Genomic DNA, 26,783 nt, shown 5'->3' on the forward strand with positions numbered 1-26,783 from the left:
GAGGAGACAGGAAGGCCACCCCTCGGGGTGGCCTTTCTCGTCGACCCGGTGAGCTGTGGCGGTGGCCGTCCAGGCGGCCCCGCCTCCTGGCGGGATCCGGTCAGCCGCGGCCCGGTCCCATGCCGCTGCCGTCGCGCGGGCCGCCGCCCATGCCGCCATGCATGCCGTGCCCACCCTGGCCGCCGCGCGGCCCCATCTTCTGGAACTCGGCATCGAACACCGTCTTCTGCGCATCGCTCAGCGTGGCGTAGAAGCTCTCGACCGACTTGCGCGCTTCGGCCATCTCGGCCTGGCGCAGCTTGCTCATCTCCTCCATGCGCTGCATGCGCTCGATCGCGGTCTTCGGCTGGCCCGCCGCGCGACGCTCGGCCATCGTGGTGGCCATGCGCTCGGCGCGCGCCTTCATGTCGGCCTTGAAGGTCTCGAAGGCGGGCTTCTGCTCCGCGCTCAGCGCCAGCGCGAGCTCCAGGCGGGCCATGTGCAGCTCGGCGCGCTCGGCCATCTTCGCCTTCATCTGCTCGGGCTCCATCTGCGACCAGCCGGCCTTGCCGCCGCGCGGACCGTCGCAGTGACCGCCCCAGGCCAGCGCTGCGGTGCTGCCGATGGCCCCGGTGGCGATGACGGCGGCGGCGATCGAGGTCTTGATCCAGTTTTTCATGATGAACTCCTGTCGGTTGGATTCCGTGTTGCCCGTCCGTTCGGGCGACGGAGCCATTACAGCACCGCGATGTAAGCGCGGTTTGTCTGCACGGCGGTGTTTTGCTGCCCCATGTCTCCCCGCCGCCCGCAGATACGCTGGGATACAAAACCCCCGCGCCCTGCCCTTAAGATGCGGGCCATGGAGAGCCGCTCATGAACCATTCCGCCGACCACATCCTGATCGTCGACGACGATCGCGACATCCGCCAGCTGCTCGCCGACTACCTCGAGAAGCAGGGCCTGCGCTGCACCACCGCGGCCGACGGCCGCGAGATGAAGGCCGCGCTCGAGCAGCACCGCATCGACCTGATCGTGCTCGACGTGATGATGCCGGGCGAGGACGGCCTCACCCTGTGCCGCAACCTGCGCGCCAGCGGCAGCGCGCACGCCAACACCCCGATCCTGATGCTGACCGCGCGCGGCGAGGACATGGACCGCATCATCGGCCTCGAGATGGGCGCAGACGACTACCTGCCCAAGCCCTTCGTGCCGCGCGAACTCTTCGCCCGCATCCGCGCGGTGCTGCGCCGCACCCGCGCACTGCCGCCCAACCTCGATGCCGCGCCGCCCGCCAATGCGCGCGAGCTGCGCTTCGCCAACTGGCGGCTGGACACCGTCAACCGTCATCTGCTCGCCGAGGACGGCAGCGTGGTCGCACTCTCGGGCGCCGAGTACCGCATGCTGAGCGTATTCCTTTCGCATCCGCAGAAGGTGTTGTCGCGCGACCAGCTGATGGAGCTGACCCAGGGCCGCGAGGCCGACGTCTTCGACCGCTCGATCGACCTGCTGGTGAGCCGCCTGCGCCAGCGCCTCGGCGACAACGCGCGCGAATCCATGATCATCAAGACCGTGCGCAACGAAGGCTACGTGCTCGCCGCGGACGTCAGCGTGGTCGCCCCGGAAGGGAGCGCCGGCGGATGAGGCTGACCCTGCCGCGCGTGCTGATCCCGCGCAGCCTGTTCGCCCGCCTGATGCTGATCTGGCTGCTCGGCATGGCGCTGGTGCTGGCAGTCAGCCTGGCGCTGTTCGTCGCCGAACGCGAGCGCATCGGGCGCAGCGCGCTGTTCGAGGGCGTCGCGCAGGAGATCGCCGCCGCAGCGGAACTGCTCGACAGCATGTCGCCGCCCGAGCGCGAACGCTGGATCGACGAGATCGGACGCCGCCGGCTGCGCCTGAGCCTGCGCCCGCCACGGGAACACCTGCGCCCGCTCGCACCGGACCACCCCCTGCAGGCCGCGCTGCGCGAAGCCATGCCGCAGCGCGCCGCCACGCTGTACACCCACCCGCGCGGCGACCGCCCGCACCCGGTCCTGCTGATCGTGCTGCCGCTCGCCGACGGTACGCCGCTGCAGGTGCGCCTGCCCGGCATCCCGCCCGTTCCGGGCCTGGCGCCGCACCAGCCCGGGCCCTTCTTCGCCGCCCTCGCAGCGCTCGTGCTCGGCGTCGGACTGCTGACCTGGATCGCGGTGCGGGTCGCCACCCGGCCGCTGTCGCGCATGGCGGCCGCCGCACGCGCGCTCGGCGAGGATCCCGGGCGCGCGCCGATGGACACCGCCGGCCCCACCGAGGTCGCCCAGGCGGCGGCCGCCTTCAACCAGATGCAGCGCCGCATCGGCGAGCACGTCACCGAGCGCACCCGCATCCTCGCCGCGATCTCGCACGACCTGCAGACGCCGATCACCCGCCTGCGCCTGCGCGCCGAGCTGGTCGATGACGAGGCGCTGCGCGCCCGCATCCAGTCCGACCTCGATGCCATGCAGGGGCTGGTCAAGGAAGGCCTGGCCTACGCTCGCAGCCTGGACGAGCGCAGCCCGGTCCAGACGATCGAGCTCGGCCCGCTGCTGCAGGCGCTGGCGCAGGATGCGCACGACATGGGGTGGACGGTGCGCGTGGCAGAGGACGCCCACGGCCGGGTCATGGGCCGCCCCGCGGCGCTGCGCCGGGCCTTGTGGAACCTGATCGAGAACGGCGTCAAGTTCGGCGGCGAAGTGGACATCGAGCTGGCGCCCACGACCGACGGCTTCGAGATCCGCATCCGCGACCATGGCCCGGGGCTGGCGGACGAGGAACAGGAAAAGGTGTTCGAGCCCTTCTACCGCACCGAGTCCTCGCGCAGCCGCGAGACCGGCGGCACCGGCCTCGGCCTGGCGATCACGCGCAACCTGCTGCGCAGCCAGGACGCCGCGGTGAGCCTGCGCAATCACCCCGCAGGCGGGCTGGTGGCCATCGTCGCGCTGCGCGGTCGATAGCGCTCCGCGAGCGCGACGAAGGCCGCGACCTCGGCCGCCTCGCGCGCGGACGACCAGCCCAGTTCGTGCGCGAGGATGCCCGCTACCGCCGGCGCCGCTGCCGCGGCCAGCGCGGCATCGAGGAACAGCGCCCGGCTGCGGCGCGCGAGCACGTCCTCCACGGTGAGCGCGAAGGCCTCGCGCACCGCCCGCCGCACGTCCCTCGCGGTCGGCAGCAGCCCCCCGCAGGGCAGCTCGGGCAGCAGCGGCTCGCCCCCCGGGTCGGCTTCATCCGCGCCCCCCGGAGCCGCGTCGAGCATCAGCGTCGCGGTGGGCGAGGGCCGCCGCGCGCAGCCCGCGACCGACTCGGCGGCATCGATCGCATCCTCGGCCATGCAGCGGTAAGTCGTCCATTTGCCGCCCATCACGCTGACCAGGCCCTGCGCCGAGACCTCGACCCGGTGCTCGCGCGAAAGCCGCCGCGTCATGCCCGCCCCGTCGCCATCCAGCAGCGGCCGCAGCCCGGCGAACACGCTGCGCACGTCGGCCGGCAGCGGCGGGCGGCGCAGCCATTGCGCGGCCGTCGACAGCAGGAAGTCGAGTTCGCCCGCGAGCGCCTCGGGCTCCGCCGGCAGGTCGCTGCGCGGGGTGTCGGTGGTACCGATCAGCAGCTTGCCGAGCCAGGGAATCATGAACAGCACCCGGCCGTCCGCGGTACGCGGCACCAGCAGGGCATCGCCGCCGGGCAGGAAGTCGCCATCCACCACCAGGTGCACACCCTGGCTCGGACGTAGCCGCGGCACGGCGCCCGGGTCGGCGAGCCGGCGCACGGCGTCGCTCCAGACACCGGCGGCATTGACCACGCTGCGCGCGCCGATCGCCCATTCGTGCCCGGACTCCGCATCCCGCACGCGGACGCCGTGCACCCGCCCCCCCTCCACCATCAGTCCGACCAGCGCGCAGTGGTTCAGCACCAGCGCGCCCAGCCGGTTCGCCGTCCGCGCCAGGGCGAGCGCGAGTCCGGCATCGTCGAACTGCGCGTCCCAGTAGGCCACCCCGCCCGCGAGTCCTTCGTCGCACAGCCCCGGCAGCGCTGCATTGAGGCCGGCCGGATCCAGCGTGATGCTGGACTCGATCCGCCCCGCGCCGGCCAGGCGGTCGTAGAAGCCCAGCCCGAGCCGCAGCATGGCGCGCTCGCAGCGGCTGCGGGCGGGCACGACGAAGCGTAGCGGATGCACCAGCGCCGACGCGTTGCGGAGCAGGTGCGCGCGCTCGATCAGGGCCTCGCGCACCAGGCCGAGCCGGCCCTGCGCCAGATAGCGCACCCCGCCGTGGATCAGCTTGGTCGAGCGCGAGCTGGTACCGGCGGCGAAATCGCGTGCCTCGACCAGCAGCACGGAGTGACCACGCGCCGCCGCGTCGACCGCACAGCCCAGCCCGGTCGCCCCGCCGCCGACGATCACGAAGTCCCATGCCGGCGTCGCCGACAGGCGTGCGAGCAGCGCATCGCGGCCCAGCGGATTCATCCTCGTGCCCAGTCCCGCGCCCGCTCCACCGCTCGCGCCCAGTGCGCCCGCGCCTCGGCGCGGCGGGCCGGCGACCATTGCGGCTCGAAGCGGCGATCGAGCTGCCAGTGGGCCGCGATCGCATCGATGCGCGTCCACAGGCCGCAACCCAGCGCGGCCAGGCAGGCGGCGCCGAAGGCGGTGGTCTCGAGCAGGCGCGGGCGCAACACCGGCACGCCGAGGACGTCCGCCTGCATCTGCATCAGCAGGTCGTTGGCCGCCGCGCCGCCATCGACGCGCAATTCCTGCAACGGCGCCGCACCGTCGCGCGCCATGGCTTGGACCAGATCGGCGCTCTGCATCGCGATCGACTCGAGCGCGGCGCGCGCGATGTGGGCGCCGCTGCTGCCGCGGCTCAGGCCGAGCAGGGTGCCGCGCGCATTCGCATCCCAGTACGGCGCCCCCAGCCCGGTGAAGGCCGGCACCAGCACCACCCCGCCGCTGTCGGGCACGCTGGCCGCGAGCGCTTCGACCTCCGCGGCCCTCTTCACCAGGCCGAGCGCATCGCGCAGCCACTGCACCACCGCCCCGCCCATGAACACGCTGCCCTCGAGCGCGTAGCTCGCGCCCGCCTCCACCCCCGACCAGGCGACCGTGCTCAGCAGCCGGTTCGTCGACGCCACCGGCGTGGCGCCGGTATTCATCAGCAGGAAGCAGCCGGTGCCATAGGTGTTCTTGGCCATGCCCGGCAGCAGGCAGCCCTGGCCGAAGGTCGCCGCCTGCTGGTCGCCGCCGATGCCGGCGATCGGAATCGCGGCGCCGAACAGCGCCGGCTCGGTCTCGCCGCACACCCCGCTGCTCGGCACCACCCGCGGCAACAGCGCGGGCGGAATGCGGAAGTGCGCGAGCAGCACCGGATCCCAGTCCAGGGCATGCAGGTTGAACAGCATCGTGCGCGAGGCGTTGCCGGGGTCGGTGACGTGCAGCCTTCCGCCGCTCAGGTGCCAGACCAGCCAGCTGTCGATGGTGCCGAAGGCGAGCTCGCCGCGCTCGGCGCGTTCGCGCGCGCCGGGCACATGATCGAGCAGCCAGGCGAGCTTGGTCGCCGAGAAGTAGGGGTCGAGCTCGAGCCCGGTGCGTGCGCGCACCTCGTCGCCCCAGCCCTCGGCACGCAGGTGCGCGCATGCGGCGGCCGTGCGCCGGTCCTGCCACACGATCGCCGGCGCCAGCGCCCGACCGCTGGCGCGCTCCCACAGCACCGTGGTCTCGCGCTGGTTGGCGATGCCGATCGCCGCGACCTCGCGTGCCGCGATGCCGGCATTGGCGAGTGCCTCGCGCGCGCAGTCGAACTGCGTGCGCAGGATGTCCTGCGGATCGTGCTCGACCCGATCGGGTGCCGGGAAATGCTGGGCGAATTCCGCCTGGGCCAGCCCGCATACGCGGCCGGAGGCATCGAACACAATGGCGCGCGAACTGGTCGTGCCCTGGTCGAGGGCGAGCAGGTAGGCCATGTTGCCTCCACGGGACCGGGGAAGGAGGAGCACAGCCTACCGCCAATCCCGTCCCCGGCCCAGCCCGGGAACACGCCAACCCGCATGCGCCGCGATGTGGTTCAATGCGCATCCGTATCGTTGCAATGCAGCAAGCACCATGCCCGCCTTCTGGATGATCGTCTCCTGCCTCCTGTTCGCCTGCATGGGCGTATGCGTGAAGCTGGCGTCGTCCGTGTTCTCGACCGGCGAGATCGTGTTCTGGCGCGGCCTCGTGAGCATGCTGATGATGGCCGGGCTGGCGCTGAGCCGCGGCATCGGGCTGAGCACACCGCACTGGCGCATGCACCTGTCGCGCAGCATCTCGGGCTCGACCGCGCTGGTGTGCTACTTCTTCGCCATCGGCGCGCTGCCGCTGGCGACCGCGGTCACGCTCAACTACACCTCACCGCTCTTCCTCGCCCTGCTGCTCGCGCTCGTCATGGGCGAGCGCCTGAACGCGCTCGCTTCCGGCGCGGTGCTGATGGGCTTCGCCGGCGTCGTCCTGCTGCTGCGCCCGACGCTGCAGCCGGAGCAATGGCTGGGCGCGGCCGTCGGCCTCGGTTCGGGGGCGCTGGCGAGCCTGGCCTACCTCAGTCTGCGCGAGCTCGGCCGCAAGGGTGAACCCGAAGTGCGCACCGTGTTCTGGTTCTCGCTGATGACCACCGTGATCGGCCTGGCCTGGAGCGTGTTCGGCGAGCTCCACCTGCCGGATCTGCGCCAGCTCGCCACCTTGCTCGGCGTCGGCCTGTTCGGCGGCCTCGCCCAGCTCGCGATGACGCGCTCCTACCGCTACGGCCGCACCGTGGTATCCGCCAACCTGAGCTATGCGACGGTGGTGTTCGCGAGCCTGTTCGGCATGCTGCTGTGGGACGAGATCATGCCGGCGAGCGCCTGGCTGGCGGTCGCGCTGATCGTCGCCGGCGCCATCCTCGTCTCGCTGAGCACGCGCAAGACGGCGTGAGCCGGCACCGGCCCGGCCGGCGGCACGGCCCTGCGGGCTCGGCGCAATTGAGCCGGACCGGCGTCCGGACTATAGTTGCTGCATCCCGGCCCATTCCATGGAGGCTGTCATGATCAGCATCGAGAACACCGAGAAGATGGTCGCCGTCGCCGTGTTCGGCGAATTCACCCTGGCCGATTACAAGGAATTCGAGGATGTGGTGAATTACCACATCCAGTTCGAAGGCACGGTCGACCTGCTCTTCGACCTGCGCCAGATGGTCGGCTTCACGCTCGACGTGGCCTGGGAGGAGATCAAGTTCTCGCGCCAACACGCTGGCGACTTCCGCCGCATCGCGGTGCTGACCGAAGACCAGTGGCTGACCTGGAGCGCCTGGGTGTCGCAACTGTTCGTCAATGCCGAGGTCCGGGTCTTCGACGACGAGGACGAGGCCCGTGCCTGGCTCGCCGCCGACGAGGCGGCCGAGACGGCACAGTGAGCATGCACGCCTGAGCGTGCGCTCATGAGCGCTTCCTATTCGACGCTGATCGGCGCGCTGGAGCTGGCGCAGCGCATCCACGATCCGGACTGGATCGTGATCGACTGCCGCTTCGACCTCGCCGATCCGGCCTTCGGTCGCCAGGCCTATGCGGCCGGCCATCTGCCCGGTGCATTCTTCCTCGACCTCGACGAGGACCTCTCGGGCGTGAAGACGGGCAGCAACGGCCGCCATCCCCTGCCCGATCCGGCGCGGCTCGCCGCGCGCCTGGCGGGCTGCGGCGTAGGCAACCACGCCCAGGTGGTCGCCTACGATGACGCCGGCGGCATGTTCGCCGCGCGCCTGTGGTGGCTGTTGCGCTGGTTCGGCCATCATCGGGTCGCGGTGCTCGACGGCGGCCTGCAGGCCTGGCTGGCGGCGGGACAGGCGCTCGACGACACCGAGCCGGAACCCCGGTCCGCCACCTACACGCTGGCGCTGCGCGCCGACCGCGTCGATGCGCAGTACGTGCGTCAGCACCTGGGGCAGCCCGACATGGTGCTGATCGATGCCCGCAGCCCGGACCGCTTCCGCGGCGAGAACGAAGTGCTGGACCCGGTCGGTGGACACATCCCGGGCGCGATCAACCGCTTCTTCCGCGACAACCTCGACGCCCATGGCTGCTTCAAGCAGGCCTCGGTGCTGCGTGAGGAGTTCGGCGCACTGCTCGGCGCGCACAGCCCGCGTCAGGTGATTCACCAGTGCGGCTCGGGCGTCACGGCGTGCGTGAATGCACTGGCGATGGAGGCGGCCGGGCTGACCGGCTCCCGGCTTTACGCCGGCTCGTGGAGCGAATGGTGCGCCGACCCGTCGCGACCGGTGGCGCGCGGTCCGGCATAAGGGCCGGCGGGAAAGGATTCCACGAGCGCAGTCCGGCACGCGCAGCGGCAGGGATGCAAGAGGGATCGGCCGGCCGCTCGCTGCAGATGTGCTTCCAGCGCAGCCCGCGGCGCCTCACCAGTCGACCTTCTCCACCGCCCCCAGCGAACGCCCGAGGAAACGCTCGCCGATGGTCTGGAAGCGCAGCGGCACGTCGCTGACCACGAAGCGGTAATCCGCCGCGCCGCCGGTGCGCGCGAGCCCCGCCTGCTGCAGGCGCTCGGCGGCGAATTCGGCCGTGGTCAGCGCGGAATCGATCAGGCGCACCCGGGGCCCGGCCACGTCGCGCAGCAGCGGCTTGAGCAGCGGATAGTGGGTGCAGCCGAGCACCAGGCTGTCGACCTCCTCGGCGAGCACCGGGCGCAGGTACTCCTGCGCGGTGAGGCGGGTGACCTCGTGCTCCAGCCAGCCTTCCTCGACAAGCGGCACGAACAGCGGACAGGCCTGGGAATACACCCGCACCGTGGGGTCGAGCTCGTGCATGCGGCGGGCGTAGGCATTGCTGTTGATCGTGGTCGGCGTGCCGATCACGCCGATCCGCCGCCCGGGCGAAGCCGCCACCGCGGCGCGCGCGCCGGCCTCGATGACGTCTAGCACCGGAATGCCGGCGGCAAGCCGGTGCACCACCTCGGCGGCCACCGCCGCCATGGTGTTGCAGGCGATGATCAGCATCTTCACGTCGCGCTGGAGCAGGAACTCGGTGATCTGCGCGGTGAAGTGCTCGATGGTGGCGACCGACTTGACACCGTAGGGCACGCGCGCGGTGTCGCCGAAATAGACGATGTCCTCCAGCGGCAGGCGCTCCATCAGCGCGCGCACCACGGTGAGCCCGCCGACGCCGGAATCGAACACGCCGATCGGGCGCGACGCCGCCGCCGCGCTCATCGCCCGGCCTCGCTGTGACAAGGGCAAGAGTTCAAAGCAGCACCACCGAAGCGAACTTGCGCTTGCCCACCTGCAGCACCACGGTCTCGCCGGCACGCAGCACGAGGCCCTTGTCCTCGGCGCGCTCGCCATCGATGCGCACCCCGCCCTGCTCGATCATCCGCATCGCTTCCGAGGTGGTGCCGGTGAGGCCGGCCTGCTTGAGCACCTGGAACAGCGGCAGTCCGTCGGCGCCGACGTTCACATTGACCTGCGGGATGTCGTCCGGGATCGCGTTGCGCTGGAAGCGCGCCTCGAAGTCGGCGAGTGCTTCTTCCGCCGCGCGCCGGCCGTGGAAGCGGGCGACGAACTCCTGCGCCAGCATCACCTTGACGTCGCGCGGGTTGCGCCCGCCTTCCACGTCGGCGCGCAGTTGCGCGATCTCGGCGGTGGAGCGGAAGGACAGCAGCTCGTAGTAGCGCCACATCAGGGTGTCTGACACCGACATGGTCTTGCCGAAGATCTCCTTCGCCGGCTCGGCGATGCCGATGTAGTTACCGAGCGACTTCGACATCTTGTTCACGCCGTCGAGGCCCTCGAGCAGCGGCACCATGACCACGCACTGCGGCTCCTGGCCGTAGTGCTTCTGCAGCTCGCGGCCCATCAGCAGGTTGAAGCGCTGGTCGGTGCCGCCGAGCTCGACGTCGGCCTTCATCGCCACCGAGTCGTAGCCCTGGCAAAGCGGGTAGAGGAACTCGTGGATCGCGATCGGCTGGTTGTTGCCGTAGCGCTTCGCGAAGTCGTCGCGCTCGAGCATGCGCGCCACGGTCTGCTGCGAGGCCAGGCGGATCATCCCCGCCGAGCCGAGGTCGTTCATCCAGGCCGAGTTGAAGCAGATCTCGGTCTTCTCCGGGTCGAGGATCTTGAACACCTGGTCCTGATACGTCTTCGCGTTCTCCATGATCTGCTCGCGCGAAAGCGGCGGGCGGGTGGTGTTCTTGCCGCTGGGGTCGCCGATCATGCCGGTGAAGTCGCCGATCAGGAACTGGATCTGATGCCCGAGCTCCTGGAAGTGGCGCATCTTGTTGATCAGCACGGTGTGACCGAGATGCAGATCGGGTGCGGTGGGGTCGAAGCCGGCCTTCACCCGCAGCGGGCGGCCACGCTTGAGTTTCTCGACCAGCTCGGCCTCGATCAGCAGGGCGTCGGTGCCGCGCTTGATCAGGTCGATCGCCGCCTGGACATCAGTCATTCAATTTCTCCAAAAATACCTTCCCGATCAGGGGAATAACTTTGCTACACTTCCGCAAATTTTTTTCACCCATTCCAGCCCCCCGAGCTCATGCAGGCCAGAAAGACCCGAATTCTAGCCGATCTGCCGGCCCGTCTCCTCTCCCGCCCGCGCACCTGGATCGCCGCCGGCGTGACCGGCGTGTCGCTGATGGGCGTGGTGGCCGCCACCGCCGTCGCACCCGACACCGCCCCCGCCGACATCCCGTTCGCGCGCGTGGTCGAAACCCTGCCCGTGCCGGCGGCGAGCATCGCCGTCGAGGAAGCGGCCCTCCCCTTCGTCCACACCGAGCGCATTCAGGCCGGTGACACCCTGCAGGCCATCTTCAATCGCCTGCGCATCGACGACGCCGAGGCGCTCGCCCATCTGAGCGACGCCGACGCCGGCAAGCAGGCCATCCGCCAGCTCCGTGCCGGCCGTTCGGTCACCGCGGTGGTGTCTCCCGAGGGCAGGGTCATGTCGTTCACGCTGCCGATCGGCAACACCGCCGAGCGCGTCGTGCTCGAGCGCGGGGAATCCGGTCTCGCGCTGCGCGAGGCGCCCAGCGCGACGCAGACGAAGATGGTGGAGATGCGCTCGGGCACGATCACCAGCTCGCTGTTCGGTGCCACCGACGCCGCCGGCCTGCCCGACGACGTCGCCACCCAGCTCGCCACGATCTTCGGCACCTGGATCGACTTCCACAGCGACCTGCGCAAGGGCGATCGCTTCAACGTCGTCTACGAGGCCATTTACGAGGACGGCAACCCGGTCAGCGCCGGCCGCATCCTGGCTGCGGAGTTCATCAACAACGGCGAACGCCACGCCGTGGTGCTGTACCGCGGCCCCAGCGGCAAGGAGCAGTACTACAGCGATGACGGCGAGAGCCTGCAGCAGGGTTTCCTGCGCTCGCCGCTGCCGTTCTCGCGTGTCAGCTCCAACTTCGGCCGCCGCGTGCACCCGGTCCACGGCGGCTGGCGCGACCACAACGGCACCGACTTCGCCGCCCCGGTCGGCACGCCGATCATGGCCACGTCGGACGGTACGATCGAATTCATCGGCACCCAGCGCGGCTTCGGCAACCTGATCGTGCTCAAGCACCGCAACGACATCACCACCCACTACGCCCACCTCAACGGCTTCGCCAAGGGCCTCGGCAAGGGCCAGAGCATCAGCCAGGGCGACGTGATCGGCTACGTGGGCTGCACCGGCTGGTGCACCGGCCCGCACCTGCACTACGAGGTGCACCTGAAGAAGGTGCCGGCCAATCCGATGACCGTCGCCTTGCCGATGGCGGATTCCTTCAACGACAAGGAGCTCGCCAAGTTCAGGCGCGACACCGCCCACCTGCGCCAGCGCTTCGCGCTGCTCAACTACGAGCTCGCCAGCGCGAACTGAGCGCATCGCGCGGAACATGCAAAACAAACGGGGCGCCGAAGCGCCCCGTTTTTCATTGCCGCCCTGACTGACGCGTCAGGCCGAGAACGACGAGCCGCAGCCGCAGGTGCTGGTCGCGTTCGGATTGCGAATCACGAACTGCGAGCCTTCCAGGCCTTCGGTGTAGTCGATCTCGGCGCCCAGCAGATACTGGTAGCTCATCGGATCGACCAGCAGCATCACGCCGTTCTTCTCGAACGTGGTGTCGTCCTCGTTCACTTCCTCATCGAAAGTGAAGCCGTACTGGAAGCCCGAGCAGCCGCCGCCCGACACGAAGACGCGCAGTTTGAGCTCGGGGTTGCCTTCCTCTTCGATCAGCTCGCGAACCTTGTTCGCGGCGCTGTCGGTAAAGACCAGGATATCGGGGGTTGCGACTTCTGCGCTCATGTTTTCTCCTCTGTAGGGGCGTGGTGCCACGGATGATGCGCCGTCCGCGGCCCAACCGTCAAAATCGGATCGTCGTCCGTGCTGCAAGTTCCCGTCAGGGGCTGACCGGAACGATGTCCAGGCCGGCTTCCTCGTCGAAGCCGAACATGATGTTGAGGTTCTGGATCGCCTGGCCGGCGGCACCCTTGACGAGGTTGTCGATCACCGACAGCACGACCACGGTGTCGCCGCCCTGCGGACGGTGAACCGCGATGCGGCAAAGGTTGGACGCCCGTACCGAGCGCGTCTCGGGGTGGCTGCCCGCCGGCATCACGTCCACAAAGGCCTCGCCCGCGTAGCGCTTCTCATAGAGCCCCTGCAGGTCGGAGGCGTCGACACCCGGTTTCAGACGACCGTAGAGCGTGGCATGGATGCCGCGGATCATCGGCGTCAGGTGCGGCACGAAGGTCAGCCCGACCTGCCGCCCCGCCGCGAGCGACAGCCCCTGGCGGATCTCGGGCAGGTGGCGGTGACCCGGCACACCGTAGGCCTTGAAGCTGTCCGCGGCCTCGGGCAGCAGGGTATGCACCTCGGCCTTGCGGCCGGCACCCGACACGCCCGATTTGGCGTCCGCGATCAGGTGCTCGGTGTCGATCAGGCCGGCCTCGACCAGCGGCAGGAAGCCGAGCTGGACTGCGGTCGGATAGCAGCCCGGGTTGGCGAGCACGCGCGCGCTGCGGATCTGCGCGCGATTGACCTCGGGCAGGCCGTACACCGCCTCGGCTACGAGCTCGGGCGCGGCGTGCTCCATGCCGTACCACTTCTGCCACTCGGCAACATCGCGGATGCGGAAGTCGGCGGCGAGGTCGATGACGCGCACCCCGGCGGCGACGAGCTCCGCAGCCTGCTTCATCGCGATGCCGTTGGGCGTGGCGAAGAAGACCGCATCGCAGTTCTCGAGCGCGGCGTCCTGCGGCGTGACGAACTTCAGGTTCACCCGCTTGCGCAGGCTGGGGAACATGTCCGACACCGCCATGCCCGCCTCGCCACGCGAGGTGATGGCGGTCAGCTCGACGTCGGGGTGACGCGCCAGCAGACGCAGCAGCTCGACGCCGGTGTATCCGGTCCCGCCTACAACTCCAACCTTGATCATGCTTGTTCCTCGCAGCGAAAGACTGAGGCGATGATTATCTCATCATCGGCGGACGCGGGCGCTTAACAAGGCGTTACCGCCGGGGCGAGCGACCGATGCGCATGCGCACGCACACGCGTTGCGACTGCCGTCCGAAAGCACGAAAGCCGCCCCATGGGGCGGCTTCGCGGATACTGCAGCGAGCGCGAAGATCAGCGCTTCGAGAACTGCTTGGCGCGGCGGGCCTTGCGCAGACCGACCTTCTTGCGCTCGACTTCACGGGCATCGCGGGTCACGAAGCCGGCGGCACGCAGCTCGCCCTTGAGCTCGGCGTTGTAGTCCACCAGCGCGCGGGTGATGCCGTGACGCACGGCGCCGGCCTGGCCGGACTCGCCGCCACCGACGACGTTGACCATGATGTCGAACTTGCCTTCGTTGCCGGTCAGGACCAGCGGCTGACGCACGATCATGCGGCCGGTCTCACGGGAGAAGAACTCGTCGACCGGCTTGCCGTTGACGACGATGTTGCCGGTGCCCGGCTTGATGAACACGCGAGCGACCGCAGTCTTGCGGCGGCCGGTACCGTAGTTGTAAGTGACAGCCATCTATCGGCTCCTTCAGATCTCGAGAACTTGCGGCTGCTGAGCGGTGTGCGGATGCGACGGACCCGCGTAGCACTTCAGCTTCTTCAGCATGGCGTAGCCCAGCGGGCCCTTCGGCAGCATGCCCTTCACCGCCTTCTCGAGCACACGCTCGGGGAAGCGCTGCTGGAGCTTGGTGAAGTTGGTTTCGTAGATACCGCCCGGGTAGCCCGAGTGACGGTAGTACTTCTTGTCCTGCGCCTTGTTACCGGTCACGCGCAGCTTGTCGACGTTGACCACGACGATGAAGTCGCCGGTATCGACGTGCGGAGTGTAGATGGCCTTGTGCTTGCCACGGAGGCGGCGGGCGACTTCGGCGGCGAGACGGCCAAGCACCTTGTCCGTGCCGTCGACAACGAACCAGTCGCGCTTGACCTCGTGCGGCTTGGCGGAAAACGTCTTCATGTGAATCCTCGATCTTTGTCGGGCCGTAACAGATGGCCGTCAAACGGAAAGCTCGCAATCCTACGACCAACACCCCGACTGTGTCAATCACAGGATTACGATGGCGAATGTTCGCGTGCGAAAGGCAAAAAAAACGCAGTCCGACCGGACTGCGTTAAATCCACACCAAAGGAGGAGGGTGGAGGAGACACCATTTGGATCGGCACAAGCTCATGGACTTCAACAGCTGCGTCTGCGATCCGACTGAGACGAATTATGCAGAGCCGGGCAGCCTGCTGCAACAGTTTTTTGTGCGCCGCAGAACGAAAGATTTGATTTATTGATCAGCTTTGTTTATTAGCTTTCAGCGTTTTGATTTATCTCAATTTTCAGCCCAGCTCACACCCTCCTCCCATGCCTCAGGGCGCCATTCTGATAAGCAGCGCACATCGATATTGTGCACCGCATCACTACGCCCCCGTATCGAACCCTGCCCTCCGGTTCACGAACGCCCGCCTCCACCCGACTGCCAGCCCATGCGGACCGACCCCGAATCGGGGCGCGCTCGTCGCAGCGATGTCGCGCTGCGGTAACATCCGCCCCTCGACGAACGAACATCGACGGGGCCACCCCGGGGAGCAGACAGGAATGGAATGCACGATCAAATGGCTGGACGGGATGAGCTTCATCGCCGAGACCGGCACCGGACACCTGGTCGCGATGGACGGTGCGCCGGACGCCGGCGGCCGCAACCTGGCGCCGCGGCCGATGGAACTGATGCTGGCCGGCGCGGGTGGATGCACCGCCTTCGACGTCGTGCTGATCCTCAAGCGCGGGCGTCACGACGTGCGCGGCTGCAGCGTGCGCCTCGTGGCCGAACGCGCCGACACCGACCCCAAGGTATTCACCCGCATCCGCTTCATCTACACCATCACCGGACGCAAGCTGAAGCGCGAGGCGGTCGAGCGCGCGGTGCATCTGTCGGCCGAGAAGTACTGCTCGGCCTCGATCATGCTCGCCAAGACCGCCGAGATCAGCCACGAGGTGGAGCTGGTCGACGCCGACTGAGCGCGACTGTCGCAAGCGGCGGGCGGCGCGCTCAGATCCGGTAGGTGACGGTGGTCATCACCCGCGCAGCGAGCTTCATCAGCCCCCTGGCCGGGGCGGGCAGTTCATGCGCACCGAGACGCACCGCGGTCTCGGCATGCTCGGCTTCGTCCGCCTTCATCTGCTCGACGATGGCGCGCGAGCGCTGGTCGGCGGCCGGCAGCGTGCCGAGGTGGCTCTTAAGATGCTGTTCCACCTGACGCTCGGTCTCGGCGAGGAAGCCGAGGTTCCAGCGCTCGCCGAAGCGCCCGGCGAGCATGCCGATGGCCAGCGCCCCGCCATACCAGAGCGGGTTGAGCAGGCTCTTGCGTCCGCCCAGTTCGGCGATGCGACGCTCGGTCCATGCCAGGTGCTCGGTTTCCTCCTGCGAGGCCTGGCGCAGCGTGTCGCGGATCGCCGGGTCGCCCGACATGATCGACTGCCCCTGGTAAAGGGCCTGCGCGCACACCTCCCCCACATGGTTGACCCGCATCAGCGCCGCGGCATGGGCGCGCTCGGCGTCACTCAGCGCGGCATCGGGTACGTCTTCCCCGGGTACCGGACGGACGCTGCGCGCGGGAGCGAAGACGGTGCGCAGCGCCTTGTCGAACTCGACGATGGCCTGATCGATCATTATCGACCTCCGTAGGGATGGCTGAGGTCGCGCCGCTGCTGGAGGAGCTGCAGCGCGTGCTTGCGGTCGCGCGGACCCGCCGGGCCATCGCAGAAATAGTCCCAGGCGAGCGCCGCGCGCGGCCGGTTGTAGGTGTTGTCGCCGATCGGCTGCCAGTCGCTGTTCTTCATCGCCACCCAGCTGCCATCCTTGCGGCCGCTGGCGTAGATGCGGCGCTCGCCGGTGGCGCAGCGGATGCCTTCGAAGGTCACGTTCTCGGCGCCGCCGGGCGTACGCACCACCAGCGTGTAGCGGACCACGCCGTCCTCGCCGACGCTGACGCTGCCCTCATCGACGAAGAACGCATTGGGGGACGGCGAGCCGATGTCGAACGCGCGCAGCCCCGCTTCCTGCGGCGCCGGCGGCATGGCCGCCTCGACCTCCTTCCAGTCGGGATCGGCATCGACGAGCAGGCCCGCGGATGCCGACATGGAAAAAGACGCGAGGGCCACGAGGCCCCCGCACAGACATTGCCTGAGGATCGGGTTCAAGAAAGCAAATCTCCGCACAGCGACTGCCGTACCGTCTCCGGCACGACATCGACCGTGACCGTGTAGTTGGGATGATCGACCCCCGCCGCAAGCGCCGCCCCCGCCTTCAGCGCCGCCACGCGGGCAGGGCCGAGCTCGAAGCGCAGGAAATGCACCGACGAGGTCTTTTCGGCATTTTCGCGCTCGAGGTCCTCGTCCGCAATGGCGAAGACCGGCTCGAAGCCCGCCACCCGCACCCAGACGCGGTCCTCGATGCCGATCAGGCGCGCCAGCCAGGCCTTGCGCTCGGCCTCGTCGGGAAACTCGATCAGCATCGTCGCCTTCCAGTTCCGGCCGTCGGGCACCAGCGGATTGTATGCGTCGAGCTCGTCCTGGATGCCGGCTTCCTCGAAGGTGCGCTCGATGCGCAGCATCTCCTGGATCTGGTAGCGGATGGTGAGCTCGTCCTCGAAAACCAGGGTCACGCTGGGGCCGAGCGCGAGCGTGCGCGTCTTCTTGTGCGCGATCACCCGCGCGCGGAAGGCCGCGCGCTCGCGGGCGTAATGCTCCAGGCTCAGCAGGCTGTCGCGTGCGATCGCGCTCATCGTGTCTCCTCCAGTCCGTAGGCGATGCGCAGCAGGGTCAGCGGATGGGCCTTCTGCGCGTCGAGCTCGGTGCCGGCGTCGCGGATGCCCTGCTGGATATGGCGTCCGGCGATCGGGCAGTCCGAGCTGATGAAGTCGGGCGCGGCCTGGACCATCTGGCGGAACACCGGGCGACCGATCTTCATCGACTGCTCGAAGTATTCCTCCTTGACCCCCCAGGTGCCATCGTGGCCGGCGCAGCGGTCGATGGTCGTGACCTGGGTGTCGGGGATCAGCTGCAGGGTTTCGCGCGTCTTCTGGCCGATGTTCTGCACCCGGCCGTGACAGGGGATGTGGTAGGCCACCTTGCCTAGCGGACGCTTGAAGTCGGTCTTCAGCAGGCCGTCCTTGTTGCGCTGGACGAAGTACTCGAAGGGGTCGAACATCGCCTCGGCCACCGCGGCGACCTCGGCATCGTCAGGGTAGAGCAGCGGCAGCTCCTGCTTGAACATCAGCGCACAGGACGGCACCGGCGCCAGGATCGCGTAGCCCTCGCGCGCCAGCTTCGCCAGCGTGGGGATGTTGCGCTGCTTCAGCCGGTCCACCCCCTCGAGGTCACCCAGTTCCAGCTTGGGCATGCCGCAGCACGCCTCCTGCGGCGCCAGCACGGTCGGAATCTCGTTGTGCGCCAGCACCGCGACCAGGTCGTGACCGATGCCCGGCTCGTTGTAGTTGATGTAGCAGGTCGAGAAGATCGCCACCTTCCCCGGCGTGCGCTCGCCATCGCGCACCGGCCAGGAGGCCGCCGGCTTCGCCTTGGCGCGGAACTTCGCCGGCGCATAGGGCGGCAGTTCGCGGCGCCTGTCGACACCCAGCACCGACTGCAGCACGCCGCGCGCGGCGCCGTTGCGGTTGGCGGCATTGACCGTCTGCGCCACCACCGGGATCGCCGCCAGCCTGCCGAGCGCATCGGTGCTGGTCAGCAGCTTGTCGCGGAACTTCACCTCGCCCTTGCGGAACTTGACCGCCTTCGCGCGCAGCATCAGGTGAGGGAAATCGAGATCCCACTCGTGCGGCGGCACGTAAGGGCATTTGGTCATGAAGCAGATGTCGCACAGGTAGCACTGGTCGACCACCTGCCAGTAGTCCTTCTTCGCCACCCCATCGACTTCCATCGTGGTGCTGGAATCCACCAGATCGAACAGGGTCGGGAAGGCGTTGCACAGATTCACGCAGCGCCGACAGCCATGGCAGATGTCGAACACCCGCTCCATCTCGGCGAGGACCTTGTCCTCGTCGTGGTACGCAGGGTCGCGCCAGGCGATGGGGTGACGCCTGGGCGCCTCCAGACTGCCTTCTCGCTTGCTCATGACACCCCCTCTCCTGCCCGGCACGCGCCGGGCACGACGATCAGGAGACGAGCGGCACCGCGCCCGTCCGGCATGCAGGAACGGCGGCGGACCTCAGTCGGCGAGCGCGTCCAGCGCCTTCTGGAAGCGATTGGCGTGCGAGCGCTCGGCCTTGGCCAGGGTCTCGAACCAGTCGGCGATCTCCTCGAAACCCTCGTCGCGCGCGGTCTTCGCCATGCCCGGATACATGTCGGTGTATTCGTGCGTTTCGCCGGCGATGGCCGCGCCGAGGTTCTGGCGGGTGGGGCCGAAGGGCAGCCCGGTGGCGGGATCGCCACAGGCTTCGAGATACTCGAGGTGGCCGTGCGCATGCCCGGTCTCGCCCTCGGCGGTGGAGCGGAAGACCGCGGCGACGTCGTTCTGCCCCTCGACGTCGGCCTTGGCCGCGAAGTACAGATAACGCCGGTTGGCCTGGGACTCGCCTGCGAATGCGGCCTTGAGGTTGCCCTCGGTGCGCGATCCTTTCAGTTCCATGTCTCCTCTCCTTTTTGCGGACAGTGATGTGCGCCGCCTGCGGGCGGCTGCACTATCAACTTAGACATGGACCGGGAAAGCCCCAAATTGAGTGAGGCTATGCGCCCGATTGCACCCGGCTATTCATGGGCAGCCCCTCGCTGCGCACGCTGCCCCAGCACCACGCGGACCGGCTCCACTTCGGGCTCGGGCTCCGGCAGGCGATAGCTCTCGGGCAGTTCGAAGCTGCGCGAACGGAACAGGATGCGCGCGAGCTCGATCAGCGCCAGCTGGTACACCTGACGCTTGAACTCGATCACCGCGTCGAGCGGCACCCAGTAGTTGCTCCATCGCCAGGCATCGAATTCCGGATGCGTGCTCGCGCGCAGACAGACGTCCGAATCGCGCCCCACCAGCCGCAGCAGAAACCAGATCTGCTTCTGCCCGCGGTAGGTGTTGCGCCACTCGCGCCGTATCCAGTGCTTGGGCACCTCGTAGCGCAGCCAGCCGCGCGTGCGGCCCAGGATCCTGACGTGCTCCGGGCGCAGTCCGACTTCCTCGAAGAGCTCCCGGTACATGGCCTGCTCCGGCGATTCGCCGTGCTTGATGCCACCTTGGGGGAACTGCCAGGAATGTTCGCGGATGCGCTTGCCCCAGAACACCTCGTTGCGCGCATTGACCAGAATGATGCCGACGTTCGGGCGAAAGCCTTCACGGTCAAGCATGAGTAACCTTCAAAATTCGGTTGATTGGGCTCGATTTTTTCACACTTGGGCATGCTTTGAAAGCGCACCACCCGGGTGCATCCACTAAGCTCGCGGTGCACCTGACGTCGCGCGGCGAGGCCATGCGCTAGAATCGCGGGCTTGCTCACGCCTCAACACGTCTCCCGAAAGAAGATCCTCATGCGCGCCAGCCAGTTCCATCTCTTCACCCTCAAGGAAGCCCCGTCCGACGCCGAAGTCGTCAGCCAGAAGCTGATGCTGCGCGCCGGCATGATCCGCAAGACCGCCGCCGGCATCTACAGCTACCTGCCGATGGGGCTGCGCGCGATCCGCAAGGTCGAGACCATCATCCGCGAGGAAATGAACCGCGCCGGCGCGATGGAAATCGCCATGCCGCTGGTCCAGCCCGCCGAGCTGTGGCAGGAAACCGGGCGCTGGGACAAGATGGGTCCCGAGATGCTGCGCCTGAAGGACCGCCACGAACGCGACTTCGCGCTGCAGCCCACCTCCGAGGAAGTCGTCACCGACATCGCGCGCCAGGAGCTCAAGAGCTACCGCCAGCTGCCGAAGAACTTCTACCAGATCCAGACCAAGTTCCGCGACGAGCGCCGGCCGCGCTTCGGTGTCATGCGCGGGCGCGAATTCACCATGAAGGACGCCTACTCCTTCGACCGCAGCGAGGAAGCCGCCGGACGCAGCTACGAGCTCATGTTCGCGGCCTACAAGCGCATCTTCGACCGCCTCGGCCTCGAATACCGCGCGGTGGCAGCGGACACCGGCGCCATCGGCGGCGACCGCTCGCACGAGTTCCAGGTCATCGCCGACACCGGCGAGGACGCCATCGTCTACTGCCCCGACTCCGACTACGCCGCGAACATCGAGCTGGCCGAAGCGGTGTCGGTGCTCGCCCGCCGCGCCGCGCCCGAGAAGGCGCTGGAAAAGACCTCGACCCCGGGCAAGGCCACGTGCAAGGACGTCGCCGAGTTCCTCGGCGCGCCGCTCACCGCAAGCCTCAAGTCGCTGGTGCTCGCCACCGACGACGTCGACGACAAGGGCAACCCTGCCGGCGTCACCGTGTGGCTGCTGCTGGTGCGCGGCGACCACGCGCTCAACGAGGTCAAGGCGAGCAAGCTGGAAGGCCTCAAAGCCGGATTCCGCTTCGCCACCGAGGCCGAGATCCTCGAGCACTTCGGCTGCAAGCCGGGCTACCTCGGCCCGATCGGGCTGTTGAAGCCGGTCAAGATCATCGCCGACCGCACGGTCGCCCACATGGCCGACTTCATCTGCGGCGCCAACGACGAGGATTTCCACTTCACCGGGGTGAACTGGGGCCGCGACCTGCCCGAGCCCGACCTGGTGGCCGACATCCGCGACGTGGTCGAAGGCGACCCCAGCCCGGACGGCAAGGGTGTGCTCGCCATCCAGCGCGGCATCGAGGTCGGCCACGTGTTCTACCTCGGCACCAAGTACTCCAAGGCGATGAATGCCACCTTCCTCGACGAGGACGGCAAGCCCAAGCACTTCGAGATGGGCTGCTACGGCATCGGCGTGACCCGCATCCTGGGCGCGGCGATCGAGCAGAACCACGACGCCCGCGGCATCATCTGGCCACGCGCGATCGCGCCCTTCGAGGTGGTGATCTGCCCGGTGGGCTGGGGCAAGTCGGAGACCGTGCGCGACGAGGCGCAGAAGCTGTACGACGCGCTGATCGCCACCGGCGTCGATGCCATCCTCGACGACCGCGACGAACGCCCCGGGGTGATGTTCGCCGACTGGGAGCTGATCGGCGTGCCGCACCGCGTCACCATCGGCGACCGCGGGCTCAAGGAAGGCCTGGTCGAGTACCAGGGCCGCCGCGATCCGGAAGCGAGCAAGCTGCCAGCCGGCGAAGTCCTCGGCCACGTGCTCGACCGGCTGAAGCAGGGCTGATCCTCCGCAACGACGCTCGGGACCACCTGCCACCATGCGCCCCCTGCCCGTCACGCTCCGCCACCTGACCGCCGCCTGCGTGCTCGCGCTGGCGGCCAGCGGAGTTCAGGCGGGGGCACAGCAGTACGAACCGATGGCGGCGAGCGTGCGCGCCGCGCTGCACGCTGCGGTCAGCGACGCAGCGGCGCCTATGCTGCCGATTCCCGACGCCGGCGAGCGCGCGCAATGGCTGGCCGAGATGTCGCGCCGGCTGCAGAAACGCATCCCGGACGAGGCCTACCGCAGGGAGTTGCTGACCACCATCCACTACGAGGCCACCCGCGCCGGGCTGGACCCGCAGCTGGTGCTCGGCCTGATCCAGGTCGAGAGCAACTTCCGCAAGTACGCGATCTCGTCCGCCGGCGCGCGCGGCTACATGCAGGTGATGCCGTTCTGGATCAAGGTCATCGGCCGCACCGATGACAACCTCTTCCACATGCGCACCAACCTGCGCTACGGCTGCAACATCCTGCGCCACTACCTCGACATAGAGAAGGGCGACCTCTACCGCGCGCTCGGGCGCTACAACGGCAGCCTGGGCAAGCCGCACTACCCCAATCTGGTTCGTGCGGCCTGGGAGAAGCACTGGAGCTGGTCGCCGCAACAGCTCGCCGCCGCGACCCCGGCCGGCTCCGACGCGACCGCGAGCCGGTCGCGCTGAGCGTCGCCTCAGCCCGCCACTGCGGCGAGCACGCGCGGCTCCTGGGTCTTCCCGTCGACCGCGCGCAGTGACTCCTTGCCCGCGGCGCTCAGCGACTGCACGTCGCCCGACAGCTCCCCGCCTTCTTCGATCAGGATCTTGCCGTAGCGGATCTTGCCGCTCACCCGGCCGGTGGCCTGGATCAACAGTTGCTGGCGCGCGGTCAGCTCGCCCTCGAAGTGGCCATGGATCTCGGCGATGTCGATCACGACCGTGCCCTTGTAAGCCCCCTTCTCGGCGATCTTCAGCACCCGGCTGTCCATCGTCGCCTCGACCCGGCCTTCGACCACCAGGGTGTCGCAGTCGAGGATCTCGGCGCCCTTTAGCTTGACGTCGGGACCGACGATCAGACGGCTTCCGCCCGTCGTTTCGCTGCCCGGCGCGGGCGCAGCGCCAGCGGACGCCGGCATCTCCGTCCTGCGCACCGCCTCGCTCGACATGCCGGACGCCGTCGTGCCGGTCGATTCGGCAGCGGCAAGGACGCTGCCGGACGTGCCCAGGCTGCCTGCCGGACGCTGGGTGTTGCGAATCGGGGAAGTGTCCGCCGTCTTCTGGAACATATTGGGCTTGTTGAACATGCTTTCTCCTTGAATGGGGTGCAGCCCCTGCGCTGCAGTCCGACCAGCACTTCAGCAATACCCGTGCCAGATAACGTTTTCGCCAAATCAGGCAAGGACTTGCGGACTCGGTCCGGGGGAGCGGGAATGAGGGCGCCACCGCTGATCGGCCCCATCTGTCGCCGCAACCCGACAGTCGATGCAGCCGAGTGAGACAGGCCACTGTTTCAAAAGCATTTTCGTTTGTCGCCGTGGAGCGACGACGCGGCCGCCGACTTACTTCGCCTTGCACTTCCACGACTGCATCTGGCGAGCGGCTGACCTAGACTTCAGGGTTTGTGTCGCCCCCGCCTGCGCCCCCCCGACTCCCGATGCTTCGTCTCTCGTTCCGCAGCACCTTGCTGGTGAGCTTCCTGCTGATCGCGGGTGCCCTGGCCGCCGCCGCCGTGACCGGCTGGCTGGGCCTCGAGGCGACCGCACGCGCGATCCAGGACGGCAAGCGCGAGGCGCTCGCACTCAGCGCGGCGGCGAGGCGGATCGGCGAGCGCACGGTCGACCTCGAGCGCAGCGCCCGCCAGTACCTGGTGCTCGGCGACCAAACCCTGGCGACACGCTTCGCCGGCACGGTGGAAGACGCACGGGCAGCGCTCGCCGTGCTCGAATCCGCCGGCACCGACTTCTCCGCCCCGAGCGCAGACTGGCGCGCGACCGCGGAGCGGATCGGGGCGCGACTGGAGGCGGCGCACGCGGCCGCGCACGACGACGTGGGGACACCGACCACGCCCACCGTCCTGGCAGCGGACGAGGCCGATGGCGACTTCGCCCGTCTCGCTGCGCTCTCGGCGACACTCGCCACCCTGGTCGAGGATCGGTTGGCCCGTCGGGACCGGGCGGTGATGGATGCGCTCGACCGGGAACGCCACACGGTAGCGGTGCAGGTACTGGGTGCGCTGCTGCTGGCCGCGGCGCTCGCCGCCCTCGGCGGCTGGTGGCTGCTGCGCCCGCTCGGCCGCATCGAGCACGCGATCGCGGCGCTCGGTGAGGGCCGCCTCGCCCAAGCGATCCAGATCACCGGCCCCGCCGACCTGCGCCAGCTCGGCGAACGCCTCGACTGGCTGCGCCTGCGCCTCGCCGAACTCGAAGCCAACCGCAACCGCGTGCTGCGCCACGTCTCGCACGAGCTGAAGACCCCTCTCGCCTCGCTGCACGAGGGTGTGGCCCTGCTCGCCGACGGCGTGCTCGGCCGGCTCACTCCCGAGCAGCGCGAGGTCGCCGGCATCCTGGAACACAGCGCACGCACGCTGCAGGAGCGCATCGAGCAGCTCCTGCAATACAACGCCAGCCAGTTCGACGCACGCACGCTGGACCTTCAGCCGACCGCGCTGCTGCCCCTGCTGCGCGAGGTCGCCGCAGAACTCCGTCTCCAGGCCCGGGCCCGCGGCGTCGGCATCGACTTCGCCGGCGCGGCGCCCATCGTCTCCGCCGACATCGCCAAGCTGCGCACCGCCTTCTCCAATCTGCTCGCCAACGCCGTTGCCTTCAGCCCGGCCGACGGCCGCATCGAGATCGAGATCGGCGTCGACGGCGAACGGGTGGTGATCGACTGCCGCGACCAGGGTCCCGGCATCGAGCCGGCCGAGCTCGAGCGTATCTTCGAGCCCTTCTTCCAGGGCAGCCGCAGTTCCGGCGCGCCGGTCAAGGGCAGCGGCATCGGGCTGGCGATCGTGCACGAGTTCATTTCGGCCCACCACGGCACCGTCCGCGCGCTGCCCAGCGCCCACGGCGCCCATTTCCGGATCGAACTGCCCCATGCCTGAGGATCGCGCCCTGCCCCGCTCATCCGGCCGCAGCGTCATCGCGCTCGTGTTGCTGCCGTTCGTGCTCGTCCTGCTGACCGGATGCGGCAGCCTGCCCGCCTGGCTGGACGGGGACGAAGGCCTCATTCCCACCGCTGCCGACGCCGCGGCCCACGATGCCGCGCAGCGCAAGCTGCACCTCGCCGTGCAGGCCGCCCAGCCCGGCCACGCCCGGCTCGCGCAGGCGCGCCAGGCCCTGGAGAGCCTGCTCGCCGACGACAGCACCGAAGCCCGCGCGCACCACCCCTACGCGCGCGCGCTGCTCGAGCAGATCCGCGAACGCCAGCGCCTGAGCGCACAGCTCGAACGCCTGAACCAGGAACTGGACGAGCGCAACGGCGGCCTCGAGGCGCAGAAACGCGAGCTCGAAGCCCTCCACCTGCAGAACGCGGAACTGCAGAAGAAGCTCGATGCGCTGACCGAGATCGAGCGTCGCCTGAGCCCACCGGCGCTGCAGCCGGATCCCGGCAGTGCGGAATGAGGCCGCGATGACCCGCCCCGCCTCCGCTGCCTGCACGCGCGCGCACCTGCTGCTGATCGACGACGACCGCGACCTGCTGCGCCTGCTGTCGATGCGCCTGCAGGCCAGCGGTTACCGCGTGTCGACCGCGGAGTGCGCCCAGGCCGCACGTACCCGGCTCGGCGTCGAGCGCTTCGATCTGGTACTCAGCGACGTGCGCCTGCCCGATGGCGACGGTCTGGCGCTGTTCGAGGACATCCGCCACCAGCATCCGGCGCTGCCGGTGATCCTGCTCACCGCCCACGGCACCATCCCGGACGCGGTCGAGGCCACCTCGCGCGGCGTCGCCGGCTATCTGACCAAGCCCTTCGACGGCCACAGCCTGACCCAGCGCATCGAGCAGATCCTGCAGCTGGGCACGGCGGACGCGGCGCCGCCGGCCGCCGGCGACCCTGCCTGGCGCGCCGGCATCATCAGCCGCAGCACGCTGATGCACGCCGTGCTCGACGAGGCGCGCCTGGTCGCGGCGTCGGACGCGAGCGTGCTGATCCGCGGCGACAGCGGCACCGGCAAGGAGCTGCTGGCGCGCGCGATCCACCTCGCCAGCCCGCGTGCCGCCGCCCCCTTCGTCGCCATCAACTGCGGCGCCATCCCCGAGCCGCTGCTCGAATCCGAGCTCTTCGGCCACGTGCGCGGCGCCTTCACCGGCGCCACCAGCGCCCACACCGGCCTGATCCAGGCCGCACACGGCGGCACCCTGTTCCTCGACGAGATCGGCGACATGCCGCCGGCGCTGCAGGTCAAGCTGCTGCGCGTGCTGCAGGAGCGCGCGGTGCGCCCGGTCGGCGCCACGCATGCGGAAGCGGTCGACCTGCGCCTCCTGTCCGCCACCCATCGCGACCTCGATGCCGCGCTCGCCGCCGGCCAGTTCCGCGAGGACCTCTACTACCGCATCAACGTCGTCAGCCTCGAACTGCCGACCCTGGGCGAACGCCGCGAGGACATCCCGCTGCTGGCCGAGCACTTCCTGCGCGAGCTGGCACGCAAGTACGGCAAGCGCCTGTCCGGCTTCGCGCCCGACGCGCTGGAGGCGCTCGCCACCGCGGCCTGGCCGGGCAACGTGCGCCAGCTGCAGAACGTGGTCGAACAGGTGTGCGCGCTCGCGACCACCCCGCTGATCCCGCGGGCGCTGGTCGCACGTGCGCTGCGCGTGAAGCCGATCGAGGCCCTGGGGTATGCGGAGGCAAAGCGGCGCTTCGAACGAAACTACCTGATACAGCTATTGAAACTTACTGCGGGTAATGTCTCCGACGCTGCACGACTGGCAGAACGCAATCGCACCGAGTTCTACCGCCTGCTGCGCCGGCACGGCCTGACGCCCGAGCATTTCCGTGGCGACGGGCCCGATGTCGAACAATGACGAATCC

Annotated in this window: 28 protein-coding genes; 12 read left to right on the top strand and 16 right to left on the bottom strand. The window is 68.9% G+C overall.

All coding sequences use genetic code 11. The features are described from left to right. Window positions 1–100: 100 nt before the first annotated feature. The gene (locus CKCBHOJB_RS14480; RefSeq protein ID WP_281049364.1) at window positions 101–658 is read right to left on the bottom strand and encodes a Spy/CpxP family protein refolding chaperone; all 558 of its coding nucleotides are present in this window, start codon (window positions 656–658) and stop codon (window positions 101–103) included. Window positions 659–852: 194 nt separating this feature from the next. On the opposite strand from CKCBHOJB_RS14480, the gene CKCBHOJB_RS14485 reads away from it, so the two are divergent. Then, window positions 853–1,620, top strand: a complete 768-nt coding sequence (locus CKCBHOJB_RS14485; protein ID WP_281049365.1) for a response regulator — start codon at window positions 853–855, stop codon at window positions 1,618–1,620. Next, the gene (locus CKCBHOJB_RS14490) at window positions 1,617–2,948 is read left to right on the top strand and encodes an ATP-binding protein (protein WP_281049366.1); all 1,332 of its coding nucleotides are present in this window, start codon (window positions 1,617–1,619) and stop codon (window positions 2,946–2,948) included. Before CKCBHOJB_RS14485 ends, CKCBHOJB_RS14490 begins: the two co-directional genes overlap by 4 nt. Here the strand turns inward: CKCBHOJB_RS14490 and CKCBHOJB_RS14495 are convergent. Together CKCBHOJB_RS14495 and glpK are read right to left on the bottom strand one after the other, a co-directional pair. After that, on the bottom strand, window positions 2,900–4,453 hold the full coding sequence (locus CKCBHOJB_RS14495; protein WP_281049367.1) for a glycerol-3-phosphate dehydrogenase/oxidase: 1,554 nt from the start codon (window positions 4,451–4,453) through the stop codon (window positions 2,900–2,902). The two genes, CKCBHOJB_RS14490 and CKCBHOJB_RS14495, sit on opposite strands and share 49 nt — an antisense overlap. Further along, window positions 4,450–5,943: a glycerol kinase GlpK gene (glpK, locus tag CKCBHOJB_RS14500; protein WP_281049368.1), complete on the bottom strand. Its 1,494-nt coding sequence runs from the start codon at window positions 5,941–5,943 to the stop codon at window positions 4,450–4,452. The genes CKCBHOJB_RS14495 and glpK overlap by 4 nt, the downstream gene beginning before the upstream one ends. Before the next feature lie 139 nt (window positions 5,944–6,082). Here glpK and CKCBHOJB_RS14505 point away from each other — a divergent pair, with 139 nt between their 5' ends. The 3 genes from CKCBHOJB_RS14505 (at window position 6,083) to CKCBHOJB_RS14515 (ending at window position 8,282) form a co-directional block, all read left to right on the top strand. Beyond that, window positions 6,083–6,925 (top strand): DMT family transporter, encoded by an 843-nt coding sequence (locus CKCBHOJB_RS14505; RefSeq protein WP_281049369.1) that lies wholly within the window; start codon window positions 6,083–6,085, stop codon window positions 6,923–6,925. 109 nt (window positions 6,926–7,034) lie between these two features. After that, window positions 7,035–7,403 (top strand): STAS/SEC14 domain-containing protein, encoded by a 369-nt coding sequence (locus CKCBHOJB_RS14510; protein WP_281049370.1) that lies wholly within the window; start codon window positions 7,035–7,037, stop codon window positions 7,401–7,403. A gap of 24 nt (window positions 7,404–7,427) precedes the next feature. Beyond that, the gene (locus tag CKCBHOJB_RS14515) at window positions 7,428–8,282 is read left to right on the top strand and encodes a sulfurtransferase (RefSeq protein WP_281049371.1); all 855 of its coding nucleotides are present in this window, start codon (window positions 7,428–7,430) and stop codon (window positions 8,280–8,282) included. A gap of 114 nt (window positions 8,283–8,396) precedes the next feature. On the opposite strand, the gene murI is transcribed toward CKCBHOJB_RS14515, so the two are convergent. Both murI and tyrS read right to left on the bottom strand, forming a co-directional pair. After that, window positions 8,397–9,206 (bottom strand): glutamate racemase, encoded by an 810-nt coding sequence (gene murI, locus CKCBHOJB_RS14520; RefSeq protein WP_281049372.1) that lies wholly within the window; start codon window positions 9,204–9,206, stop codon window positions 8,397–8,399. A 31-nt stretch (window positions 9,207–9,237) separates the two neighbouring features. Further along, window positions 9,238–10,437 carry a tyrosine--tRNA ligase gene (gene tyrS / locus CKCBHOJB_RS14525; RefSeq protein ID WP_281049373.1) on the bottom strand — a complete coding sequence of 400 codons (1,200 nt, stop codon included), beginning with the start codon at window positions 10,435–10,437 and terminating at the stop codon, window positions 9,238–9,240. Window positions 10,438–10,527: 90 nt separating this feature from the next. On the opposite strand from tyrS, the gene CKCBHOJB_RS14530 reads away from it, so the two are divergent. Then, a complete protein-coding gene (locus tag CKCBHOJB_RS14530; protein WP_281049374.1) occupies window positions 10,528–11,853 on the top strand; it encodes a peptidoglycan DD-metalloendopeptidase family protein in 1,326 nt (441 codons plus the stop codon). Between the two features lie 75 nt (window positions 11,854–11,928). Here the strand turns inward: CKCBHOJB_RS14530 and erpA are convergent, their stop codons facing one another. The 4 genes from erpA to rplM all read right to left on the bottom strand — a co-directional run bounded on the left by erpA (window position 11,929) and on the right by rplM (window position 14,436). After that, complete coding sequence (gene erpA, locus CKCBHOJB_RS14535) at window positions 11,929–12,279, bottom strand: iron-sulfur cluster insertion protein ErpA (RefSeq protein ID WP_281049375.1); 351 nt, start codon at window positions 12,277–12,279, stop codon at window positions 11,929–11,931. A gap of 94 nt (window positions 12,280–12,373) precedes the next feature. Beyond that, window positions 12,374–13,411, bottom strand: coding sequence for an N-acetyl-gamma-glutamyl-phosphate reductase (gene argC, locus CKCBHOJB_RS14540; RefSeq protein ID WP_281049376.1), 1,038 nt, complete (start codon window positions 13,409–13,411; stop codon window positions 12,374–12,376). A gap of 191 nt (window positions 13,412–13,602) precedes the next feature. Beyond that, window positions 13,603–13,995, bottom strand: a complete 393-nt coding sequence (rpsI, locus tag CKCBHOJB_RS14545; RefSeq protein WP_281049377.1) for a 30S ribosomal protein S9 — start codon at window positions 13,993–13,995, stop codon at window positions 13,603–13,605. 12 nt (window positions 13,996–14,007) lie between these two features. Further along, the gene (gene rplM / locus CKCBHOJB_RS14550; protein ID WP_002924531.1) at window positions 14,008–14,436 is read right to left on the bottom strand and encodes a 50S ribosomal protein L13; all 429 of its coding nucleotides are present in this window, start codon (window positions 14,434–14,436) and stop codon (window positions 14,008–14,010) included. Between the two features lie 627 nt (window positions 14,437–15,063). On the opposite strand from rplM, the gene CKCBHOJB_RS14555 reads away from it, so the two are divergent. After that, on the top strand, window positions 15,064–15,483 hold the full coding sequence (locus CKCBHOJB_RS14555; RefSeq protein ID WP_281049378.1) for an OsmC family protein: 420 nt from the start codon (window positions 15,064–15,066) through the stop codon (window positions 15,481–15,483). A gap of 31 nt (window positions 15,484–15,514) precedes the next feature. On the opposite strand, the gene coq7 is transcribed toward CKCBHOJB_RS14555, so the two are convergent. From coq7 to CKCBHOJB_RS14585, 6 genes are all read right to left on the bottom strand, one after another. Next, a complete protein-coding gene (coq7, locus tag CKCBHOJB_RS14560; protein ID WP_281049379.1) occupies window positions 15,515–16,135 on the bottom strand; it encodes a 2-polyprenyl-3-methyl-6-methoxy-1,4-benzoquinone monooxygenase in 621 nt (206 codons plus the stop codon). Continuing rightward, the gene (locus CKCBHOJB_RS14565) at window positions 16,135–16,605 is read right to left on the bottom strand and encodes a CNP1-like family protein (protein WP_281049380.1); all 471 of its coding nucleotides are present in this window, start codon (window positions 16,603–16,605) and stop codon (window positions 16,135–16,137) included. The genes coq7 and CKCBHOJB_RS14565 overlap by 1 nt, the downstream gene beginning before the upstream one ends. 56 nt (window positions 16,606–16,661) lie before the next feature. Then, on the bottom strand, window positions 16,662–17,249 hold the full coding sequence (locus CKCBHOJB_RS14570) for a DUF3501 family protein (RefSeq protein WP_281049381.1): 588 nt from the start codon (window positions 17,247–17,249) through the stop codon (window positions 16,662–16,664). Next, a complete protein-coding gene (locus tag CKCBHOJB_RS14575) occupies window positions 17,246–18,598 on the bottom strand; it encodes a heterodisulfide reductase-related iron-sulfur binding cluster (RefSeq protein WP_281049382.1) in 1,353 nt (450 codons plus the stop codon). Before CKCBHOJB_RS14575 ends, CKCBHOJB_RS14570 begins: the two co-directional genes overlap by 4 nt. 93 nt (window positions 18,599–18,691) lie before the next feature. After that, entirely contained in the window at window positions 18,692–19,111 is a 420-nt protein-coding gene (locus CKCBHOJB_RS14580) for a rubrerythrin family protein (RefSeq protein WP_281049383.1), read from the bottom strand. A 119-nt stretch (window positions 19,112–19,230) separates the two neighbouring features. Next, window positions 19,231–19,815: an RNA pyrophosphohydrolase gene (locus tag CKCBHOJB_RS14585; RefSeq protein ID WP_281049384.1), complete on the bottom strand. Its 585-nt coding sequence runs from the start codon at window positions 19,813–19,815 to the stop codon at window positions 19,231–19,233. 180 nt (window positions 19,816–19,995) lie between these two features. Between CKCBHOJB_RS14585 and CKCBHOJB_RS14590 the strand changes: the two genes are divergently transcribed. Together CKCBHOJB_RS14590 and CKCBHOJB_RS14595 are read left to right on the top strand one after the other, a co-directional pair. Continuing rightward, window positions 19,996–21,744 (top strand): proline--tRNA ligase, encoded by a 1,749-nt coding sequence (locus CKCBHOJB_RS14590; RefSeq protein WP_281049385.1) that lies wholly within the window; start codon window positions 19,996–19,998, stop codon window positions 21,742–21,744. A gap of 34 nt (window positions 21,745–21,778) precedes the next feature. Continuing rightward, on the top strand, window positions 21,779–22,444 hold the full coding sequence (locus tag CKCBHOJB_RS14595) for a transglycosylase SLT domain-containing protein (protein ID WP_281049386.1): 666 nt from the start codon (window positions 21,779–21,781) through the stop codon (window positions 22,442–22,444). 8 nt (window positions 22,445–22,452) lie between these two features. Here the strand turns inward: CKCBHOJB_RS14595 and CKCBHOJB_RS14600 are convergent, their stop codons facing one another. Beyond that, complete coding sequence (locus tag CKCBHOJB_RS14600; protein ID WP_281049387.1) at window positions 22,453–23,061, bottom strand: polymer-forming cytoskeletal protein; 609 nt, start codon at window positions 23,059–23,061, stop codon at window positions 22,453–22,455. A 350-nt stretch (window positions 23,062–23,411) separates the two neighbouring features. Here CKCBHOJB_RS14600 and CKCBHOJB_RS14605 point away from each other — a divergent pair, with 350 nt between their 5' ends. From CKCBHOJB_RS14605 to CKCBHOJB_RS14615, 3 genes are read left to right on the top strand one after another with little or no spacing between them, the layout of a single operon-like run. Further along, window positions 23,412–24,857: a HAMP domain-containing sensor histidine kinase gene (locus tag CKCBHOJB_RS14605; protein WP_281049388.1), complete on the top strand. Its 1,446-nt coding sequence runs from the start codon at window positions 23,412–23,414 to the stop codon at window positions 24,855–24,857. After that, window positions 24,850–25,377: a hypothetical protein gene (locus CKCBHOJB_RS14610; protein WP_281049389.1), complete on the top strand. Its 528-nt coding sequence runs from the start codon at window positions 24,850–24,852 to the stop codon at window positions 25,375–25,377. The genes CKCBHOJB_RS14605 and CKCBHOJB_RS14610 overlap by 8 nt, the downstream gene beginning before the upstream one ends. Window positions 25,378–25,384: 7 nt before the next feature. After that, window positions 25,385–26,776, top strand: a complete 1,392-nt coding sequence (locus tag CKCBHOJB_RS14615) for a sigma 54-interacting transcriptional regulator (protein ID WP_281049390.1) — start codon at window positions 25,385–25,387, stop codon at window positions 26,774–26,776. Window positions 26,777–26,783: the final 7 nt, after the last annotated feature.

This window comes from Thauera sp. GDN1, assembly GCF_029223545.1.
In the GTDB taxonomy this organism is placed as follows: Bacteria; Pseudomonadota; Gammaproteobacteria; order Burkholderiales; family Rhodocyclaceae; genus Thauera.